Origin of the sequence: Streptomyces sp. NPDC102283, from assembly GCF_044766265.1 — a bacterium.
In the GTDB taxonomy this organism is placed as follows: Bacteria; Actinomycetota; Actinomycetes; order Streptomycetales; family Streptomycetaceae; genus Streptomyces.
Genome location: NZ_JBIWLQ010000015.1, coordinates 199,426 through 217,895, shown reverse-complemented (window position 1 = coordinate 217,895; position 18,470 = coordinate 199,426). Strand labels below are relative to the sequence as shown.

The 18,470-nt window shown below is 71.8% G+C and carries 21 protein-coding genes and 1 pseudogene; 13 read left to right on the top strand and 9 right to left on the bottom strand.

All coding sequences use genetic code 11. From position 1 onward, the window contains the following. Window positions 1-421 precede the first annotated feature (421 nt). On the bottom strand, window positions 422-874 hold the full coding sequence (locus ACIRJT_RS27645; RefSeq protein WP_403914071.1) for an ATP-binding protein: 453 nt from the start codon (window positions 872-874) through the stop codon (window positions 422-424). A gap of 248 nt (window positions 875-1,122) precedes the next feature. Here ACIRJT_RS27645 and ACIRJT_RS27640 point away from each other — a divergent pair, with 248 nt between their 5' ends. The 3 genes from ACIRJT_RS27640 (at window position 1,123) to ACIRJT_RS27630 (ending at window position 2,878) form a co-directional block, all read left to right on the top strand. Next, a complete protein-coding gene (locus ACIRJT_RS27640) occupies window positions 1,123-1,974 on the top strand; it encodes a helix-turn-helix domain-containing protein (RefSeq protein WP_403914069.1) in 852 nt (283 codons plus the stop codon). Window positions 1,975-1,984: 10 nt separating this feature from the next. After that, window positions 1,985-2,182: a DUF397 domain-containing protein gene (locus ACIRJT_RS27635; protein ID WP_403914067.1), complete on the top strand. Its 198-nt coding sequence runs from the start codon at window positions 1,985-1,987 to the stop codon at window positions 2,180-2,182. A 285-nt stretch (window positions 2,183-2,467) separates the two neighbouring features. After that, window positions 2,468-2,878, top strand: coding sequence for a hypothetical protein (locus ACIRJT_RS27630; RefSeq protein WP_403914065.1), 411 nt, complete (start codon window positions 2,468-2,470; stop codon window positions 2,876-2,878). A 111-nt stretch (window positions 2,879-2,989) separates the two neighbouring features. Here ACIRJT_RS27630 and ACIRJT_RS27625 read toward each other — a convergent pair whose 3' ends face one another. Next, window positions 2,990-3,454 carry a spore-associated protein A gene (locus tag ACIRJT_RS27625; protein ID WP_403914063.1) on the bottom strand — a complete coding sequence of 155 codons (465 nt, stop codon included), beginning with the start codon at window positions 3,452-3,454 and terminating at the stop codon, window positions 2,990-2,992. A gap of 267 nt (window positions 3,455-3,721) precedes the next feature. On the opposite strand from ACIRJT_RS27625, the gene ACIRJT_RS27620 reads away from it, so the two are divergent. Further along, the gene (locus ACIRJT_RS27620) at window positions 3,722-4,360 is read left to right on the top strand and encodes a maleylpyruvate isomerase family mycothiol-dependent enzyme (protein ID WP_403914061.1); all 639 of its coding nucleotides are present in this window, start codon (window positions 3,722-3,724) and stop codon (window positions 4,358-4,360) included. 105 nt (window positions 4,361-4,465) lie between these two features. Here the strand turns inward: ACIRJT_RS27620 and ACIRJT_RS27615 are convergent, their stop codons facing one another. After that, complete coding sequence (locus tag ACIRJT_RS27615; protein ID WP_403914059.1) at window positions 4,466-5,161, bottom strand: fascin domain-containing protein; 696 nt, start codon at window positions 5,159-5,161, stop codon at window positions 4,466-4,468. A 220-nt stretch (window positions 5,162-5,381) separates the two neighbouring features. Next, window positions 5,382-5,792 carry a MerR family transcriptional regulator gene (locus tag ACIRJT_RS27610; protein WP_403914056.1) on the bottom strand — a complete coding sequence of 137 codons (411 nt, stop codon included), beginning with the start codon at window positions 5,790-5,792 and terminating at the stop codon, window positions 5,382-5,384. A gap of 62 nt (window positions 5,793-5,854) precedes the next feature. Here ACIRJT_RS27610 and ACIRJT_RS27605 point away from each other — a divergent pair. Continuing rightward, window positions 5,855-6,343: pseudogene (locus ACIRJT_RS27605) on the top strand (alkene reductase); the annotation flags it as partial. A 116-nt stretch (window positions 6,344-6,459) separates the two neighbouring features. Then, window positions 6,460-7,437: a phosphatidylinositol-specific phospholipase C gene (locus tag ACIRJT_RS27600; RefSeq protein ID WP_403914054.1), complete on the top strand. Its 978-nt coding sequence runs from the start codon at window positions 6,460-6,462 to the stop codon at window positions 7,435-7,437. A gap of 18 nt (window positions 7,438-7,455) precedes the next feature. Here ACIRJT_RS27600 and ACIRJT_RS27595 read toward each other — a convergent pair whose 3' ends face one another. The 5 genes from ACIRJT_RS27595 to ACIRJT_RS27575 form a co-directional block, all read right to left on the bottom strand. Beyond that, the gene (locus tag ACIRJT_RS27595) at window positions 7,456-8,907 is read right to left on the bottom strand and encodes an ATP-binding protein (protein ID WP_403914052.1); all 1,452 of its coding nucleotides are present in this window, start codon (window positions 8,905-8,907) and stop codon (window positions 7,456-7,458) included. Beyond that, on the bottom strand, window positions 8,904-9,638 hold the full coding sequence (locus ACIRJT_RS27590) for a response regulator transcription factor (RefSeq protein ID WP_403914050.1): 735 nt from the start codon (window positions 9,636-9,638) through the stop codon (window positions 8,904-8,906). The genes ACIRJT_RS27595 and ACIRJT_RS27590 overlap by 4 nt, the downstream gene beginning before the upstream one ends. Before the next feature lie 88 nt (window positions 9,639-9,726). Continuing rightward, window positions 9,727-10,776: a S1C family serine protease gene (locus tag ACIRJT_RS27585; protein WP_403914048.1), complete on the bottom strand. Its 1,050-nt coding sequence runs from the start codon at window positions 10,774-10,776 to the stop codon at window positions 9,727-9,729. 128 nt (window positions 10,777-10,904) lie between these two features. Beyond that, a complete protein-coding gene (locus ACIRJT_RS27580) occupies window positions 10,905-11,945 on the bottom strand; it encodes a LacI family DNA-binding transcriptional regulator (RefSeq protein ID WP_215110868.1) in 1,041 nt (346 codons plus the stop codon). 24 nt (window positions 11,946-11,969) lie between these two features. After that, window positions 11,970-12,776 (bottom strand): winged-helix domain-containing protein, encoded by an 807-nt coding sequence (locus ACIRJT_RS27575; RefSeq protein WP_403914044.1) that lies wholly within the window; start codon window positions 12,774-12,776, stop codon window positions 11,970-11,972. A gap of 291 nt (window positions 12,777-13,067) precedes the next feature. On the opposite strand from ACIRJT_RS27575, the gene ACIRJT_RS27570 reads away from it, so the two are divergent. The 7 genes from ACIRJT_RS27570 to ACIRJT_RS27540 all read left to right on the top strand — a co-directional run bounded on the left by ACIRJT_RS27570 (window position 13,068) and on the right by ACIRJT_RS27540 (window position 18,408). Next, window positions 13,068-13,994, top strand: coding sequence for an alpha/beta hydrolase family protein (locus ACIRJT_RS27570; protein ID WP_403914042.1), 927 nt, complete (start codon window positions 13,068-13,070; stop codon window positions 13,992-13,994). 59 nt (window positions 13,995-14,053) lie between these two features. Next, window positions 14,054-14,308: a MoaD/ThiS family protein gene (locus tag ACIRJT_RS27565; RefSeq protein ID WP_403914040.1), complete on the top strand. Its 255-nt coding sequence runs from the start codon at window positions 14,054-14,056 to the stop codon at window positions 14,306-14,308. 10 nt (window positions 14,309-14,318) lie between these two features. Further along, a complete protein-coding gene (locus tag ACIRJT_RS27560; protein ID WP_403914039.1) occupies window positions 14,319-15,815 on the top strand; it encodes a hypothetical protein in 1,497 nt (498 codons plus the stop codon). Between the two features lie 167 nt (window positions 15,816-15,982). Next, on the top strand, window positions 15,983-16,672 hold the full coding sequence (locus ACIRJT_RS27555; RefSeq protein ID WP_403914037.1) for a DUF2993 domain-containing protein: 690 nt from the start codon (window positions 15,983-15,985) through the stop codon (window positions 16,670-16,672). 280 nt (window positions 16,673-16,952) lie between these two features. Beyond that, a complete protein-coding gene (locus tag ACIRJT_RS27550; RefSeq protein ID WP_350310325.1) occupies window positions 16,953-17,033 on the top strand; it encodes a putative leader peptide in 81 nt (26 codons plus the stop codon). 164 nt (window positions 17,034-17,197) lie between these two features. Further along, window positions 17,198-18,037, top strand: a complete 840-nt coding sequence (locus ACIRJT_RS27545; RefSeq protein WP_215110756.1) for a sulfurtransferase — start codon at window positions 17,198-17,200, stop codon at window positions 18,035-18,037. Between the two features lie 83 nt (window positions 18,038-18,120). After that, the gene (locus ACIRJT_RS27540) at window positions 18,121-18,408 is read left to right on the top strand and encodes a DUF1416 domain-containing protein (protein WP_003968135.1); all 288 of its coding nucleotides are present in this window, start codon (window positions 18,121-18,123) and stop codon (window positions 18,406-18,408) included. Window positions 18,409-18,470: the final 62 nt, after the last annotated feature.

Genomic DNA, 18,470 nt, shown 5'->3' with positions numbered 1-18,470 from the left:
ACCACCCGCCGTAACAGCCACACCCCAGGCAGAGGAACCGACAGCGGCACCGCCAGCGACACCGGCCGAAGTGCCCGCCTCCCCTCCGACCACGGCTCTCACCTGGGTGTTCGCCGGACAGCGGGACGGCCTTCGTCTGATCGTGCGCTCCGGCCAAGGTGCACCGATCACGATCAGGGGTCGACAGTTCGGTGTCGAGCCGAGCCGGGTGACGAAGGCGGGCGCGAAGCCGCCGAAGTGTTCGCGCACGTGGGCCTGTCCGGCACACAGCGCCTGGCCGGGGATGAAGTCGCGGCCGGTGGCATCGCCGCAGAGCCACCAGGCGGCGCTTCCCTCGCGGCGGGCCCCGGCGCGAGGGCGATCCCGGCGGCGAGCGCACCGAGAACAACGGCTGCCACGGTGACGCCCCACGGGGCGACGCTCACGGGGTCGGCTCCGGTCGCCCGAGCGTGAACCAGACGACCTTGCGCCCGGGGTGCTGACGATCGCCGCCGCGCGTCCCCCAGGCCAGCGCCAGGCTCTCCACCAGGGCGAGCCCCCGCCCGCCCTCTGCTTCCGGGCCCGCCCGCAGTGCGTCGAGCGCGCCGGTGAGCGGGCCTCCCTCGTCCGTGACGGTGACGGTGACCCGCTTCCGGTTGACGGCCGCGTGGACCCGGATCAGTGGCGTACCGGTGTGGCGGTGAGCGTTGGTGACCAGCTCGGTCACGCAGATCCGGGCGTCGTCGACCAGCCCGAGGTGCCGGCTGACCTCCAGCAGTGAGGTGACGAAGTCCCGCGCGATGCGGGGGGCACTCGCGGTGTTCGGCAGGGTGAGGCGGTAGACCTCTCCGCCGAGTGGGTTGGTGTGTACGGGAGTTGGGGTTACGGCGGTCATGTCGGTCTCCCTTGTGGTCCGGTGCGGTGAACGGGGGCGCTGAGCCCGGCCCGTGGCGATGGCCGCCGCGCCGCGCGTGTCAACGCGCGTCGAAGCGGCTGCACTTCGGGGGTGCCGAGGTGTAGCGCGGTGCTGCGACGAACCGTAGCGCATTGTCTAACGCGTTAGACGTCTTCTCGTAACTTCCTCGACGGCTTGGATGCCTACGGAGTGGGGGTCCACACTGGGACCCGACGAGAGGAGGGTCGATGCCATCGAGGAAGGCGCCCACGGCACGTCAGCGCCGTGTGGGTACCGAGCTGCGTCGGATTCGTGAGCACACAGGGCTGTCGCTCACGGGGGCGGCGGCAATGCTCGGTACGGACCGCACCACCATCAGCAACATCGAATCCGGAAGGTTCGGTGTCAGTGCCGAACGGATTCGTACCTGGGCCGGCCACTACGGGTGTCCCGACCACGCTTATATCGAGGCTCTCGCGGGAATGGCTACCGAGCGCATAAGCGGCTGGTGGGAGGATTATCGAGGTCACCTCACCAGCGATGCCCTTGATCTGGCGGAGCTGGAGTATCACGCGGTCGGCATCAGGTCGGTCCAGATCATGTATATGCCCGGCTTGCTCCAGACCGAGGACTACGCACGCGCCGTCTTCGCGGAGAGCGTGCCGCCGCCCACGCCTGCCCGCCAGCGGCGTCAGCTGTCGCACCGGCTGAGACGTCGTGATGTCCTTGACCGGGCCGAGCTGGCCTCCTGCACGTTCCTCATCCACGAGGCTGCGCTGCGTATGACCTATGGCGGTGCGGCGGTCGCCCGCAGCCAACTCGACCACCTGCTGCGCCAGTCGGATCGGGAGAACGTCGTTATCCGTGCCATCCCCTTCGCGGCGGGCGGTTTCCCGTACGCCAGCAGTTCGGCACACTACGTCTACGGTGTCGTTCCGCAGCTCGACACCGTCCAGACGGACACCTCGACCGGGTCGGGTTTTCTGGATTCGGAGACGAGTCTGGAGAACTGGCGAGTCGCGCTGGACCGAACCGAGGAGAGATCTCTCGACCCGGAGAGCTCGCGAGACTTCATTCGTGGAATCGCTAGACAAGTATAAAGGCGTGAGAATGTTGGAAATTCAGTGGCGCAAGTCATCGAAGTCCTCGAATGCGGAGGGCTCCGACTGTCTGGAACTCGCTGAGTGTGGTGGCGAGATCCTGCTCCGTGAGAGCGACAACCCCGACGTGGTCGTCCGCACCACGCGCGCCAAGCTTCGGGCGTTCCTGGGCGGTGCGAAGGAGGGCGAGTTCGACGACTTGGCCTGAGCGTGCGTGCTCCGGCAGTGGGCGGCCTCCACCGGCGCAGGTGGAGGCCGCCCACTTTTGCTTTCCGCGCGACCAGATCTCTTCTCACCCGTTAGACGTCAAACACTTGATACGTAGCTACATCACACGCTAGCTTCCTGCTGTGCCGCCACCGTGTGTGCGGACAACTCCCCTTCTGTCTGCGCCCGTTGGGGGAGTCGCGAGCCAGTGCGCCCCCTTCCCGCAGCTCGTCACGCCGGCCGTGGGTGGGGGGCGTTCCTGGTGTCACATCAGGAGGCCCTTGCCATGTGCGACCCCGATCCCGATCCGACGCGGCCCGAAGGCTCCGCCCTTTACGCCTACTGGTGCGAGCGGTCCACGTACCCCTTGTTACGCGGCAGCTCCCCCGACGCCTTCGTGCGGTACTCCGTGCCCACCGCGCCGGAGGCGATCCGGCTGTTCCAGGCGGAAGCGCGTGCTCTCGCGGAGGCCATGACCCCCGACGCGCGCCGTGAGGCGCTGGAGCGGATCGACGGCGGAGGCCGCGTGCGCGCGATCGCCGCCCTGCACCGGGGGCGTACCTGCGGGTTCTCGCTCGGGCACGGCGACCGGTGGACGGAGTGGACCGTACGCCCGCACCTCGCGTTTCCCGTGGCTGCCCGGCACCTGCTGTCCGTCCTGCCCCCGAGGTGCTGCCCGTGCGCGGCGTCACGCTAAGGGCTGCTGAACGGAAGCCGCCCGGGGCGGGGGGGGGGGGGCCCCCCGCCCCCCCCCCGGGGGGGGGGGGGCCCCCCCCCCCCCGCCGGGCGGCTTCCGTTCAGCGTCGGCTCAGTGCCGGTTCGCCGCCAGGGAACCGCAGTTGGTGCCGTTCTTGCCCGCCACCTCGCCGGAGATCTCGCCGCGCCACGTGACGCACAGACCGCGTGCGTCGAGATAGACCGGTCCCGCGTACGTGGTGTAGTACCCCGTGTCCGAGACCGTCGTCGTGGGAGAGGCGAACCCGAGCGAGGCCGTCATGTGCACGGCCTTCCCGGGTGCGGTGCGGACGGTCACCACACAGTTCCTGCCGGTGGCGGAGCTGTACGTGAGGAAAACCGTGCCCTTGGTGCCGATCTGCGCGGAGTTCACCACGGAGTAGCCGCCCCCGCAGGCGCCGTTGTACTTCGCGGCCGCGGCGGCCTTCGGTGCCGCGGCCGTCGGTGCCGCGGCGGCGGCCGGGGCGAGGGCGATCGCGGCGCAGGCGGTGGCGGTGACGGCGGCGCCGATGGCCGATGCGCGTCGGATGTTGGTCATGTCGTTCCCCGGTTTCTCGAACGGTCATGGCGGGACGCCCGGTCCGGCGCCCGGATCCCCACCCCTGGAAGTGGCGTGGGTCACGTCCTGTTGGATAGACCGTGACGCGGTGGAGTTGTACTGTCGGCGCGCTGTTACGAATTCATGACACAGTTGGACAAGATCACCTTTCTTGATCCATTTCCGGTGGTCCGGGATGCGATGAGTTTCGGTGGCGCCCCCGGTCTCCTACGGCAGATGTGGTCACCGGTTCGAGTGGAGGCAGCCGTGGAGAGCGACACGAAGCGCGGGATCTGGCGGATGGTGCACGCCGAGCGCGCCGCGCTGGCCGACGACCTCGCGCGGCTGGACGCCGGGCAGTGGGACGCGCCGTCGCTCTGCGAGGGATGGACGGTGCATGATGTGGCCGCGCACCTGGTGGACACCGCCCGTACGACGCGGATCGGCTTCGTGGCGGGCCTCGTGCGGGCGGGGTTCGACTTCGACCGCCAGAACGCGCGCGGCGTGGAGCGCGAACGTGGGGCGTCGCCGCAGGAGACGCTGGAGCGGCTGCGGCGGGTGGTGTCGCGGACGACGACTCCTCCGGCCCCGCTCGACACCCGGCTGGTCGAGGAGGTCGTCCACGGCGAGGACATCCGCCGTGCGGTGGGCCTGGTCCGCTCCTACCCCCAGGAGGCCGTGGTCCGCGCGCTGCGCCTTCAGGCGCGTACGCCGGCGGCCTTCGGCGGGGCGAAGGAGACGGTGGCGTCCGTACGGCTGACGGCGACCGACGCCGACCTGTCGATCGGGGAGGGGTCGGAGGTGACGGGTCCCGCGCTGTCCCTGCTCCTGGCGGTGTCCGGCCGGCGGGAGGCGGTCGAGGAGCTGAGCGGCCAGGGCGTCTCCGCGTTCACGGCTACCGGCTGAGGGCGATGAGGGAGGTCCGTTCCCTCGCGGTGTGGTCCGGGCGCGCGCGCCGCGCCCCGGTCTCCGTCCGGATGCTGACGGAGGCCGGGGCGCGGGCGGGCGGGATCAGCCGACGATGTCGTACAGGTCGAACTGCTCCCAGGAGCCGGTGACGTCGGCGGAGCGGGCGCGCAACGTGTACTGGAGCGAACCCGTGTAGCTGTTCTCCATCGCGACGAAGAGGTTGTTCAGGGTGGACTGGAGCGCGTAGAGGTTCAGGTCCTCGTTGTAATAGAGCACGAACCGCTCCCAGCCGCCGGCGGTCGTCGAACGGGCCCGCAGCACGTTCTGCGCCTGGCCGGTGAAGTTCTTTTCGACCGCCACGTAGCGGTTGTTCGCGAGGGACTTGAGAGCGATGGTCTGGCTGGCCTCGTCCCACTCGAACGCGAAGCTCTCCCAGGCGCCGAAGACGTCGGTGGAACGGGCGCGCACCGCACCGGTGTTCGGCGCGGCGTAATTCACCTCGGTGACCGCGAACTTCCCGTTGCGCATCGACTTGATGGCCATGGGGCCGGACTCGTCGGCCGGGGCGGTGGCGCTTCTGCCGGAGGCGGACAGGGACTGCTGTCTGTCGGTCGACTCGGCGATGTGTGCCAGGTCGTCGCCGTTCACCTTCTCCCAGCCTGCGGGGGCGCCACCTGCGGAAGCCTCGCGCGTGGCGCTGCCGGCCGGGCGGCCTTCGTGCGAGGTGGCTCCGGCCGCCGGGGCCGCCAGGACGGAGGCGGTCAGCAGGGCGCTCAGGGAAAGGAGGGCGGAGGTCATGCGTCGCACAGGTCTTCCTCGCTTCTCATTGCCGCGCATTCCGGGATCCGGAATGCGCGGAGGGTGGAGAGAAAGGGGTCCGGGCGTCGCTCGATCGCGCGCCGGAGGTCCCGAAGTGGTGTCAGAATAAGGCCAGTTCGAGATCTCCGGTAAAGGTTTTCAGGGCGGCTCGGAAATTCCGGAAACGGCCGCGCTGAATATATTCTTCCGCTGTTTTCCGTTAAGGAAGGCGACCTGCTCCGTCTTTGTCGCGGACACTTCGCGCCCCCGGGCGCAGCGTGCCGCGGTGGGCCCGGTTGACGGCCATCAGGTCGTCCAGGGCGTCCCGGGTGGAGCGGAGGTCGTCGATGTGCGCGGAGAGCCGCTCCCGCTCCTGCGCCATCCGCTCCATCGCCGCGTCGGAGGTCTCCTGGCTGGGGGCCTCGACGCAGGGCAGCAGCTCCGTGATGGTGCGGCTGGACAGGCCGGCGGCGTAGAGCCGCTGGATGAAGCGGACCCGCTCGACCTCGGCGTGCGTGTAGTGCCGTTGGCCGCTCGGGCTGCGGCGGCTCGTCAGGAGGCGCTGCTCCTCGTAGTAGCGCAGGGACCGGACGCTGGCCCCCGTGACGGCCGCGAGTTCTCCGATGCGCATGGTGTGGCCCCTCCGCTCCCCGCCGAGTGGGGCGCTGTACGGGCTTGCCCCTCACATTGAGCGGGTCGCTCGCCAACCGGGTGCGGTTCGCCGTGGACGCGACGGCGGCCACCGTCGACGCCGTGGGCGCGGCCAGGACCGGCATCCGGCTTTCGCCGGGCGGGACGTTCTGGGGTGTCGAGGAGCGGGACGTACCCGAGCTCTACGCCGTACTGCTCCGGGAGTTGGCACGGCTGGAACCGGCCTATGTGCACCTGGAGGCGACGGCCGACGAGGACGTGCTGGTCGCCCTGCGCCGGGCGTGGCCCGGCACGCTGATCATGAATCCGGTGCTGCCGATGGGGGCCGAGCGTGGCGGGCGTGCGGACGCGGACCGCTGGTTGGGGCTGGGCGCCGATCTCATCAGCTTCGGCCGGGCCTTCATCGCCAACCCGGACCTGGTCGAGCGGATGCGCGTCGGGCTGCCGATCGCTCCGGAGGACGAGGCGACCTACTTCCAGGGGGGCGACACGGGATACGTCACCTATCCCTCGTACCAGCACGCGGGCTGAGCCGGTATCGGGGCCGGGGGCGGTCGCCCTCTTCCAGAGGTGACGTGCGCCCGTCAGAATCCAAGGGCCAGGGGGCCAGACACCCCCTCCCCCCACGGCCCTTGGAGGCGCCCCGCATGTCCACCCCCGGCCCCGATGCCCGTCTCATCCCCAGTCCCGCGCGCACGCCCGAGCCCCTCTCCCTGCCCTCCTTGCCCTCCTTGCCCTCCCGCAGAGGCTTCCTGGCCGGCGCCCTCGCCGTCTCCGCCACCGCGATCGTCGGCGCGGCGCCCGCCGTCGCCGCTACGCGGGAGGCCGGCCGGGCGGTCCGCGGAACGCAGGACTGGATGGCAGCCCTGCCCGACGGCACCGCGCTCCGGCGGCTCACGATCCCGGGCACGCACGATTCGGGGGCCCGGTTCGGCGGCCCCTGGTCGGAGTGCCAGAACACCACGATCGCCCAGCAGTTGGTCAGCGGTGTCCGCTTCCTCGACATACGGTGCCGTCTCATCGACGGCTCGTTCGCGATCCACCACGGGGCCTCGTTCCAGAACATGATGTTCGGCGACGTCCTCGTCGCCTGCCGGGACTTCCTGGCTGCGCGTCCGACCGAGACCGTGCTGATGCGGGTCAAGCAGGAGCACTCCTCCGCGAGCGACGCCGCGTTCCGGGCGGTCTTCGACGACTACCTGGACGTGCGCGGCTGGCGCTCGCTGTTCCGCCTCGACGCCGCCCTCCCCGACCTCGGCGGAGCCCGGGGCAGGGTGGTGCTGCTCGCCGACAACGGAGGGCTCCCCGGAGTGCGGTACGGGGACCAGGCCCTCTTCGACATCCAGGACGACTACATGGCGGAGCCGTTCGCCAAGTACCCGAAGATCGAGGCCCAGTTCCGCAAGGCGGCCCAGCAGCCGGGCAGGTTCTTCATGAACTACGTCTCGACCGCCGCCCTGATGCCGCCCCGCTGGAACGCCGACCGCCTCAACCCGCAGGTGCACTCCTTCCTGGAGCGCGCGGAGACCGCCGGGTGGACAGGGCTCGGCATCGTCCCGCTGGACTACCCGAACCAGCGGTCCGGGCTGGTGGAGTCGCTGATCCGGCACAACCCGACGGGGTGAGGGGAGGGCGGCCCAAAATCACCTCCCCGGCGGCGGCGTCGGCGCCCCCGGCAGCGTGAGCGCCGCCACGGTGCCGGGGCCGTCGTCCGGGGCCGGGCGCAGGGCGATCGTGCCGCCCGCCTGGTGCACCGTACGGGCCACGATGGACAGGCCCAGGCCCGATCCGGGGAGCTGGCGGGCGGTCGGGGAGCGCCAGAAGCGTTCGAAGACGTGCGGGAGATCCTCGGCGGGGATGCCGGGGCCCCGGTCCCGGACCGTCAGCTCGCCCCGGTGCAGCCGCACGTCGATCGTGCCGCGCGGCGGGCTGAACTTCACCGCGTTGTCCAGGACGTTGACGATCGCCCGCTCCAGGGCGGCCGGTTCCGCGCGTACGTACCAGGGGGCCAGGTCCTCCGTGACCGTCAGCTCCGGGCCCCGCAGCCGGGCGCGGCGCAGAGCGGTGCGGGTGATCTCGTGCAGGGCCACCACCTGGAGCGGGCCCGGCTCGGCCGCGTCGGGGCGGGCCAGCTCCTGGAGGTCGCCGATCAGCGCGGCCAGCTCCGTCATCTGGGCCTTCACCGAGGCCATCAGCGCCTTGCGGTCCTCCGGCGGGATCATCCGGCCCGTATCGTCGCTGCGGGCCAGCAGCTCCACGTTCGTCCGGAGCGAGGTCAACGGGGTGCGCAGCTCGTGGCCCGCGTCCGCGATCAGCTGGGCCTGGCGGTCGCGGGAGGAGGCGAGCTGGGCCGTCATCGAGTTGAACGAGCTGGACAGCCGGGCGATCTCGTCCTCGCCCGCCACCGGGATGCGCACGGTCAGGTCCTCGGTGCGGGCCACGTGCTCGACGGCCTCGGCCAGCTCGTCGACCGGCCGGAGCCCGGCCCGCGCGATCCACAGCCCGGCCGCGCCCGCGCCGAGGACGCCGATGCCGGAGACGATGAGCAGCACCCAGGCGAGCTGGTTGAGCGGGTCGGTGACCTGCTTCATGGAGACGGCGACGGAGACGGCGACGCCGGGCCGACCCTGTCCCGCGGGCGAGGTGTAGACCCGCATCCGCGTGCCGTCCTCGGCCGTCGCGGTGTGCGTGGCGTCGTCGCGCAGCCCGGCGGCGACGGCCCGGTCGGCCGGCTCGATCGGGATCGCGGACTTGCCGGGCACCGTGCACGGCTTCTCGCCCACGGCCGGCACCAGCTGGATCGTGTACGGGCCCACGATCTGGAAGTCGCCGGCCAGCCCCCTCGTGCAGGACGTGGCCAGCAGCCCGATCGCGTCCCCGTCCGGCCGCACCTGGGACAGCGTCGTGTCGAGCTGCTCGGTCAGCCGGTCCCGGGTGGTCAGCCAGCAGGCGGCGGCCACCGCGGCGACCGCCACCGCGACCGCCGTAGCTACCAGCATCGCGAGCCGGGAGCGCAGCGGCAGCGCGCGGAAGCGCCGCACGAACCGGTTCGCGGTGGGCCCGGCCTCGCCCGCGGGGGGCCGCGCCGTGCTCACGCCTCCCCGCTCCCGCCCGTGCGCAGCGCGTAGCCCACCCCGCGCACGGTGTGGACGAGGCGCGGCTCGCCGCCCGCCTCCGTCTTGCGGCGCAGGTACATCACGTACACGTCCAGGGAGTTGGAGCTCGGCTCGAAGTCGAAGCCCCAGACGGCCTTGAGGATCTGCTCCCGGGTCAGCACCTGGCGCGGGTGGGACAGGAACATCTCCAGCAGCGTGAACTCGGTGCGGGTCAGCTCGACCCGCCGCTCGCCCCGGGTGACCTCGCGGGTGGCCAGGTCCATCCGCAGGTCGGCGAAGGAGAGGACGTCGGTGTCGGGGGCGTCCGTGCCCGCCGCGGAGGCGTAGGAGCTGCGGCGCAGCAGGGCCCGGATGCGGGCGAACAGCTCGTCCAGCTCGAACGGCTTGACCAGGTAGTCGTCCGCCCCGGCGTCGAGGCCGGTGACCCGGTCGCCGACGGTGTCGCGGGCGGTGAGCATGAGGATGGGCGTGGTCGAGCCGGTGGCCCGGATGCGGCGGGCGGCGGTGAGGCCGTCCATCCGGGGCATCTGGATGTCCAGGACGATGAGGTCGGGGCCGTAGGCCTCGGCCACCGCCAGGGCGTCGTACCCGTCGACCGCGACCTGTGTCCCGTATCCCTCGAAGGCGAGGCTGCGCTGGAGCGCCTCGCGCACGGCCGGCTCGTCGTCGACGATCAGGATGCGCTGGGGATCGTCTTCGGCGGGGCTCATCGCTGTCTCGTCCTCTTCTCGTGTCGACCTGGTCCGTCCCGCCCTGCGGGGGTGCCTCAGCCTTGCACGGCCGGGGCGCTGTGCGGGATCAGGAACCGTCGCCCGCGCGCAGGGTGTCCAGGTCGGCCTTGAGGGTGTCCACCGGGATCGCGAAGCCGAGACCCACGCTGCCCGCCGCGGAACCGCTGCCCGCTGCCGAGGAACTCGGCGCGTACATCGCGGAGTTGATGCCGATGATCTCGCCGTCCATGTTGATCAGCGCACCACCGGAGTTGCCGGGGTTGAGCGACGCGTCGGTCTGGAGCGCCTTGTACGTGGTGGTCTCCTCGCCCGTGTCGCCGTTGAACTGCTGCCCCCCGAACTCGAACGGCCACTGCTGACCGCCACCCTGCCCGCCCTGACCCTGGCCCTGACCTTGCCCCTGTCCCGAACTGCCGGAGTCGTCCTTGGCGACGGTGACGTCCCGGTCGAGCGCGGAGACGATGCCGCTGGTGACGGTGCCGGTCAGGCCCTCGGGCGAGCCGATCGCCACGACCTGGTCGCCGACCTTGACCTGCGAGGAGTCGCCGAGCGTGGCCGTCTTCAGACCGCTCGCGCCCCGGAGCTTGATGAGCGCGAGGTCCTTGTCGGGGTCGGTGCCCAGGACGTCGGCCGTATAGGTCCTGCCGGTGGAGAGGGTGACCTGGATCTGCTGCGCGCCCGAGATGACGTGGTTGTTGGTGACGATCTCGCCGTCCTCGGTGATCACCACGCCGGACCCGGTGGAACTGCCCGCCGACGAGGCCGCGCCGATCTCCACGATCGCGGGCGAGACCGCCTCCGCGACGCCCGAGACGGTGCCCTTGCTGCTCTGCGAGACGGTGGTGCCGTTGACCGCGCCGCCGGAGCCGGTGGCGGCGGAGCCACCGCCGTTCAGCTGGCCGACGAGGGTGGCGGTGCCGCCGCCGATCACGCCCGCGGCGAGCGCCACCGCCGCCAGCAGCGCGATGGGCCGCTTGGCCCTGCGCCTGGTGGTGGGGGCGTACGGAGGCGGCGGCGGGTAACCGCCCGGGGCGCCGTCGTACGCCGTGCCGAAGCCGTACGGGGTCGGGTCCTGGTCCGTGGTGTACGCGCCGCTGGGGCGAAGGTTCTCCGTCATGTCCACCAGGCTGGTCGGCGAAGATGAGAAGGGCCTGAGTACGTCCTGAGAAGCCCGGAAGAACCGCGTATGCCCGCTGTAAGGGCCGAAGATCCGAAGAAGGGCCGAAGATCCGAGGGAGCGGGCGTTCAGGCGGACGCGGGGGGCTCCCCGCAGCCGCACGAGCGCCGGACCACCAGCGCGGAGGGGAACTGCTTCAGCCGCTCGCGCCGCGATCCCGAGACCCGCAGCGAGTCGTCCAGCACCAGGTCCACCGCCGCCCGCGCCATCGCCGGGCGGTCGGAGTGGACCGTGGTCAGCGGAGGATCGGTGAGGCCGGCCTCCTTCACGTCGTCGAAGCCCGCCACCGCCAGCTCGCCCGGCACGTCGATGCGCAGCTCACGGGCGGCCCGCAGCACGCCGAAGGCCTGGTCGTCCGTGGCGCAGAAGATCGCCGGGGGCCGGTCCGGGCCCGCCAGCAGTCCGAGGGCCACCTGATAGGCGTCGTAGCGGTTGTACGGGGCCTGGAAGAGCCGGCCCTCCGTGGAGCGGCCCGACTCGTGCATCGCCCGTCGCCAGCCCTCCACGTGGTCGGCGACCGGGTCGCCGACCGCCGGGGTCTCCTCCGTGCCGCCGAGGCAGGCCACGTACGCGTTGCCGTGCTCCAGCAGGTGCCGGGTGGCGAGCTGGGCGCCGCCCACGTCGTCGGTGACGACGGCGACGTCGTCGATCGCCTCGGGGCGTTCGTGCAGCAGGACGACCCGGGCGTCCCAGGCCTCGATCTCGGCGGCGGCGCGCTCGCTGGGGCCCTGGCTGACCAGGATCAGCCCGGAGACGCGCATACCGAGGAAGGCCCGCAGATAGTGGACCTCGCGCTCGTCGCGGTAGTCGGAGTTGCCGACGAGCACCATTTTCCCGCGCTCGGCGGCGGCCTGTTCGACCGCGTGCGCCATCTCCGCGAAGAACGGCTGCCGGGCGTCCGGCACGATCATGCCTATGAGGTCCGTGCGGCGCGAGGCCATGGCCTGGGCGACCCGGTCGGGCCGGTAGCCCAACTGCTTGATCGCGGCGAGCACCCGCTCGCGCGTGGCCGGGGCGACCGGCCGGGGTCCGTTGTTGATGACGTAGCTGACGACCGCGGTCGACGTCCCCGCCAGTCTCGCCACATCGTCCCGCGTCACCTTGGCCACGCGCCGCAGTCTACGCGGATGGACCTACCTCTTGGCAGCCTCCACCGGGGCTTCTTCCGTCACCCCGTGAGCCGGGGACTGATCCGAACGGGCGGCGGGGCCGGCCGCCTTCTGCTGGGCGGCGGCCCGGTCCTTCGCCTCCTCCGCCGCGCGCTCGACCTTCTCCGGCGTGACGAAGCGGTAGCCGACGTTGCGCACGGTGCCGATCAGCGACTCGTGCTCGGGGCCGAGCTTGGCGCGCAGCCGCCGCACGTGGACGTCGACCGTCCGCGTACCGCCGAAGTAGTCGTAGCCCCAGACCTCCTGGAGGAGCTGGGCGCGGGTGAAGACCCGGCCCGGGTGCTGGGCGAGGTATTTCAGCAGTTCGAATTCCTTGAAGGTCAGGTCCAGGACCCGGCCCTTGAGCTTCGCGCTGTACGTCGCCTCGTCGACGGAGAGATCGCCGTTGCGGATCTCCATCGGGGAGTCGTCGGAGGTGATCTGCCGGCGGCCCATGGCCAGGCGCAGCCGGGCCTCGACCTCGGCCGGTCCCGCCGTGTCCAGCAGCACGTCGTCGGTGCCCCAGTCGGCGGTGACGGCCGCGAGACCGCCCTCGGTGACGACGAGGATCAGCGGACAGCCGAGCCCCGTGGACCGCAGCAGCTGACAGAGCGAGCGGACCTGCGGAAGGTCGCGCCGCCCGTCGACGAGGATCACGTCGGCGCCCGGGGTGTCCACGAGGGCCGGGCCCTCGGCGGGGGCCACCCGCACGCTGTGGAGCAGAAGCCCGAGGGCGGGGAGCACCTCCGTCGACGGCTGGAGTGCGTTCGTCAGAAGCAGCAGTGAACTCATCGCCGGCCACCTGCCTGGTTCGGTCGATCGTGTTGCACGGTTCGCTCGCCCATTACGTCGGTCCTCCTCGTTCCCTGCGAGAGGGGCACTCCCGGGGCGGACCCGGGGGAGTATGCGGCACTGCTTCGTACGTCATGCGGTCATGCGGTCCGCGTCATGCGGGTTTCACGGTGCGGTCCCGCGCCCTGGGACCGCTGAGCTTGTGGAAACGTCGTCGTAACAACGCCGGTAAAGCACAAAAGGACCCGGGGGCTGCATTGCCCGGATCCTCTTCGCAGCAGAATAGCCCACATGAGTTCCGCGTCCGAGGGTCGATTCCCGAGTTCCTCTGTTCCCTTGCTCACGCGCCCCCCACGATCCGCCACGTTGCTGACGGATGACGGCGTACCGGTCGAGGCGGTGTACGAACCGTGTACGGCGGGTGCCGGCACGCCGGGGGGTGAAGCGGGCGAGGGGCCCGCGGCGACCCCCGCGATCGTCGTCGCGCACGGTTTCACCGGCTCGGCCGACCGTCCCGCCGTGCGGCGCGCCGCACGGGTCTTCGCCCGGCGCGCGGCCGTGGTCACGTTCTCGTTCCGGGGCCACGGACGGTCCGGCGGGCGCTCCACGGTGGGCGACCGCGAGGTGCTGGACCTGGCCGCGGCGGTGGCCTGGGCGCGGGAGCTGGGCCACTCCCGGGTGGTGACGGTCGGGTTCTCGATGGGCGGCTCGGTGGTGCTCCGGCACGGCGCCCTGTACGCGGCCGGACCCGCGGAATCCTCGACGGGGCGTACGGCCGTGCGGGTACCGGCGCGCGTGGGGCGCACAGGGAGTTCGGGGGCGCACTCGGACGCAGTGGTCTCCGTCAGCGCTCCCGCCCGCTGGTACTACCGGGGGACGGCCCCGATGCGCCGGCTGCACTGGGTGGTCACCCGCCCCTCGGGCCGCCTCGTCGGGCGCTACGGACTCCGTACCCGCATCGCGACCGAGGACTGGGACCCCGTCCCGCTCTCCCCGGTCGCCGCGGTCCCGCTCATCGCCCCGGCCCCGCTGCTGCTCGTGCACGGCGACCGGGACCCGTACTTCCCGCTGGACCACCCGAGGATGCTGGCGGAGGCGGCCGTTCCGGGCGGCGCGGAGCTGTGGCTGGAGCGGGGGATGGGCCATGCCGAGAACGCGGCGGACGACGCCCTGCTGGCCCGCATCGCCGACTGGGCGACGGCCGCACCGTCCGCGTGACCCATCATGGAGAGCTGACGCACGAGGCGTCCGACGAACCGACCCGAAGGAGTGGCGCCATGGCAGCGGGGACGATCCGCTACTGGGCCGCGGCCAAGGCCGCGGCGGGCACCGCGGAGGAACCGTACGCGGCGGAGACCCTCGCCGAGGCGCTCGACGCGGTGCGCGAGAGGCATCCCGGCGAACTGGGCCAGGTGCTCCGGCGGTGCTCGTTCCTCGTCGACGGGAACCCCGTCGGGACCCGTGGGCATGAGACCGTACGCCTTGCCGAGGGCGGCACGGTCGAGGTGCTCCCGCCGTTCGCAGGAGGGTGAACCGCAGGCCATGAGCAGCAGCGATCAGCAGTATCCGCATCCGTACGACCCCGAGCGGCAGCCGCCGCCGGCGTCACCGCACTGGCCCGACGGTACGGCCGGGCAGTCCGCCGTGCCCCAGGACCCGGCCGCCTTCGACCAGGGCGCGACGCAGACGTGGCAGGCGCCGACCTGGGACACGCAGTACCAGCCGACGATCCGCCCGGACGGCGAACAGCACCGGGCGCAGGCGCAGGCGCATTCGCAGGGTCAGGGTCAGGAGTACGGGCAGCCGGGGCAGCCGGAACCGTACGGGGCGCCGCAGCCGGAACCGTACGGGGCGCCGCAGCCGGATCCGTACGGCGCGCAGTATCCCGGCCCGTACGGGGCACCGGAGCCGCACCCTCCGTACCAGCAGCGGTACCAGGAACCGCAGCGGTACCAGGGTCACCAGCAGCAGAACCAGTACCAGGAACCGCGGCAGTACCAGGGTCACCAGCAGCAGAACCAGCACCAGCACCAGTACCAGGAACCGCAGCAGCAGCAGCACCACCAGCACCAGCACCAGCACCAGCAGCCGTACCGGCCCTCGGCGGCCGACACCGCCTATCTGCCGCCCCAAGGGGCCTCGGGCTCCTTTCCGCTGCCGCCCGAGGTCCCGGCCGTGCCCGCCACGCCCGCCGCGCCCGTGCCCGCCCCCGAGTCCGTGACCGTGCGGCCGGAGGCCGGCGACACGGGCTACAGCGCGCCCACGACGCTGGGCAACGCCCGGATGACCGACGCGCAGCGGGCCCGCGCGGAAGGGCGCTCGCCGATCATCGCGCCGGGGATGCGGCCCGCGGCGCTCACCGCCGTGCTCGGCCTGCTGCTCGCGGGGGGCGCGGCGATCGGGCCGTACGCGCTGCTCGTCCCGGTGGTGCTCCTCCAGGCGGTGACGGCCGCCGGATGGTTCCGGCTCAACGGCATGTGGCCCGCCCGCCAGGGCATCGCTCTCGCCTTCGCCGGGGGCCTGGCCGCCGACGTCGTCCTGCTCGCGGCGGGCCGGGAGCACGGCCCCGCCGCGCTGCTGGGCACCCTGGGCGTCTGGGTGCTGCTCACCGTGGTCCTCCAGCTCCGCAGCCACGCGGGGGCCGACGAGCGGATGTACGGCCTGATGGCCACGGTCGTCTCGGCGTCCCTCGCGGTGCTCGCGGCCGGACACCTCGCGGCGGTCCCGGACGCGGTGGTGGTCGGCGGGGTGGCCGTCGCGGCGGCCACGCTCGTCCGTGCCCTTCCGCTGCCCGGCCCGGCCTCCGTCGCGGTGGCCCTGCTCGCGGGTGTGGGCGCGGGTCTCGCCACCGGCCACTCGATCGACATCGGCGCGAAGGGCGTGCTGATCGGCCTCGCGGCGGCCGGGTGCGCGCTCATCGGGCTGCGGGTGGCGAGCTACGACTACCCGTCCCGGTTCGTGCACATGACCGCCGGGGTGGCGCTGCCGCTGGCCGCGGCGGCCCCGGCCGTCTACCTGGTCGGCCGCGCCGTCCTCTGACCACCGCCGGGCGCCGCTGCTGACCACGGCACGGGCGCCGCTGCTGACGGCCCCTCGGGAACCGATGGGGGGCCGTCGGTCGTCGATCATCCAGGGCGTCCCTGTCCTGCGGCAGTAGGCTCACGGGCGCCAGGGGGACCGATCGGCTCAGGGTGGGGGAACGACACATGCGCGCGCTGCGAATACTGCTGGTCCTGGTGGTGGTGCTCGGCGGCCTCTTCCTCGCCGTCGACCGCGCGGCCGTCTGGTTCGCCGAGTCCGAGGCCGAGGACCGGGTCACGATCAGCGGGGGCGGGCCCGCCACGACGGAGATATCGATCAAGGGTTTCCCCTTCCTCACCCAGCTCGCCGGTTCGCGGCTGGACCGGGTCGACGTCAACCTCACCGGCATGGAGACCAGCGCCGCCGGCCGCGCGGTACGGGTCAGCGAGGTCCGGGCCGAGCTGCACGACGTGAAGCTCGGCGCCGGCTACCGCAGCGCCACCGCCGCCCGCGCCACCGGCACCGCGCTCGTCAGCTACGAGGACCTGACGGCGGCGGCCAGCGACGGCGTCGTGGTGGAGTACGGCGGCAAGGGCAAGGCGAAGGTCACCGGCACGGTCGAGATCCTCGGCCGGCCGATCTCGCGCAGCGTGCTGTCCACCGTGACCCGCGTCGACGGTCGGACGATCAAGGTGCGCGCGGACGAGGTGCCGGGCGAGGGACTTCCCGGAGTCGAGGAACTGGTCCGCAAGAAGACCGACTTCGAGGGCGACATCGACGGGCTTCCGCAGGGCCTGGAGCTCCGCGAGGTCAAGGTGACCGAGAAGGGCCTGGAGATATCGGTGACCGGCTCGGACGTCTCCCTGACCGGCTGACCACTGCGCTTACGCCCGCTTACGCCCCTTTACGCCCTCCGAAGCCCTCCTGCGCCCCCTGTCCCGCCGCCCTCGCCCCCCCGCTGCCCGGCGACCGACGCGGCCGATCCGGATAGTGAGACGCTCGCGTCCGGTCCGCAGATGCGGGGAAGGTCCGGGGGAGTGCCGCGCGGGATCCGGGGCCGGCCCATCCCTCGCCCGTCTCACATCACGGATGATCGCGTCTCATCATGCGACACGACGGTGACATCTCCGTCCGTACCTCCCTACGATCGGACCCATGAAGCGACAGGCGGATCTCACGAAGCGGCGGGCAGTAGACCTGTGCCGCGTCGCCGCCATGCTCTGTCGCACCTTCTGAGCGGGGCGTTCGCACCGTCCCGTTTCTCCCCGGCCCTTCGACCGTCGTCAGGGCCGGTCCCGTGCCCCGTACGCGCCGCGTTCCGTGCCTCCGCGCGTACACCCGCACCCAGCAACTCCGCATCTCGCACCACCCCGCCGCAGACTGCCCCGGAGGAGAACAACATGAGCCGCAGCGACGTCCTGGTAGACGCAGACTGGGTCGAGGCCCACATCGACGACCCGCAGGTCGCCATCGTCGAGGTGGACGAGGACACCTCGGCGTACGAGAAGAACCACATCAAGAACGCGATCCGGATCGACTGGACCAAGGACCTCCAGGACCCGGTCCGCCGGGACTTCGTCGACCAGGCCGGCTTCGAGAAGCTGCTCAGCGAGAAGGGCATCGGCAACGACACGCTGGTCGTCCTCTACGGCGGCAACAACAACTGGTTCGCCTCCTACGCCTACTGGTACTTCAAGCTGTACGGCCACGAGAACGTCAAGCTCCTCGACGGCGGCCGCAAGAAGTGGGAGCTCGACTCCCGCGACCTGACCGACGCCGTCCCGACGCGCCCGGCCACGCAGTACACGGCCAAGCCGCAGGACGAGTCGATCCGCGCCTACCGCGACGACGTCGTCAAGGCCATCGGCAGCCAGAACCTGGTCGACGTGCGCTCGCCCGACGAGTTCAGCGGCAAGCTGCTCGCCCCGGCCCACCTCCCGCAGGAGCAGTCGCAGCGCCCCGGCCACGTGCCGAGCGCCCGCAACATCCCGTGGTCGAAGAACGCCAACGACGACGGCACCTTCAAGTCGGACGACGAGCTCAAGGCCCTCTACGAGAACGAGCAGGTCGACCTGGCGAAGGACACCATCGCCTACTGCCGCATCGGTGAGCGCTCCGCGCTCACCTGGTTCGTGCTCCACGAGCTGCTCGGCCAGGAGAACGTCAAGAACTACGACGGTTCCTGGACCGAGTACGGCTCCCTCGTCGGTGTGCCGATCGAGCTCGGCCCCGCCAAGTAATCCGCACGACCCGCACGACCGTACGACCCGACCGACCCGACCGACCCGACTGACCCGCACGACCCGACCAGAAGGACAGAACCATGTGTGGAGCACAGGCCGGTGGCCCCGACGCTTCGACGATCAAGCCCGGTGAGACCACCATCCAGGGCAGCGTGACCCGCGACGGCGAGCCCGTCACCGGCTACGTGCGGCTGCTGGACTCGACCGGCGAGTTCACCGCCGAGGTCCCGACCTCGGCGACCGGACAGTTCCGGTTCTACGCCGCCGAGGGCACCTGGACGCTCCGCGCCCTGGTTCCGGGCGGCAGCGCCGACCGCACGGTCGTCGCGCAGACCGGCGGGCTCTCCGAGGTCGCCATCGCCGTCTGATCCGCGACGATCCGCGGCACGCCGTTCCGTACGGCACGCAGAACGGCCGAAGGGCCGCACCC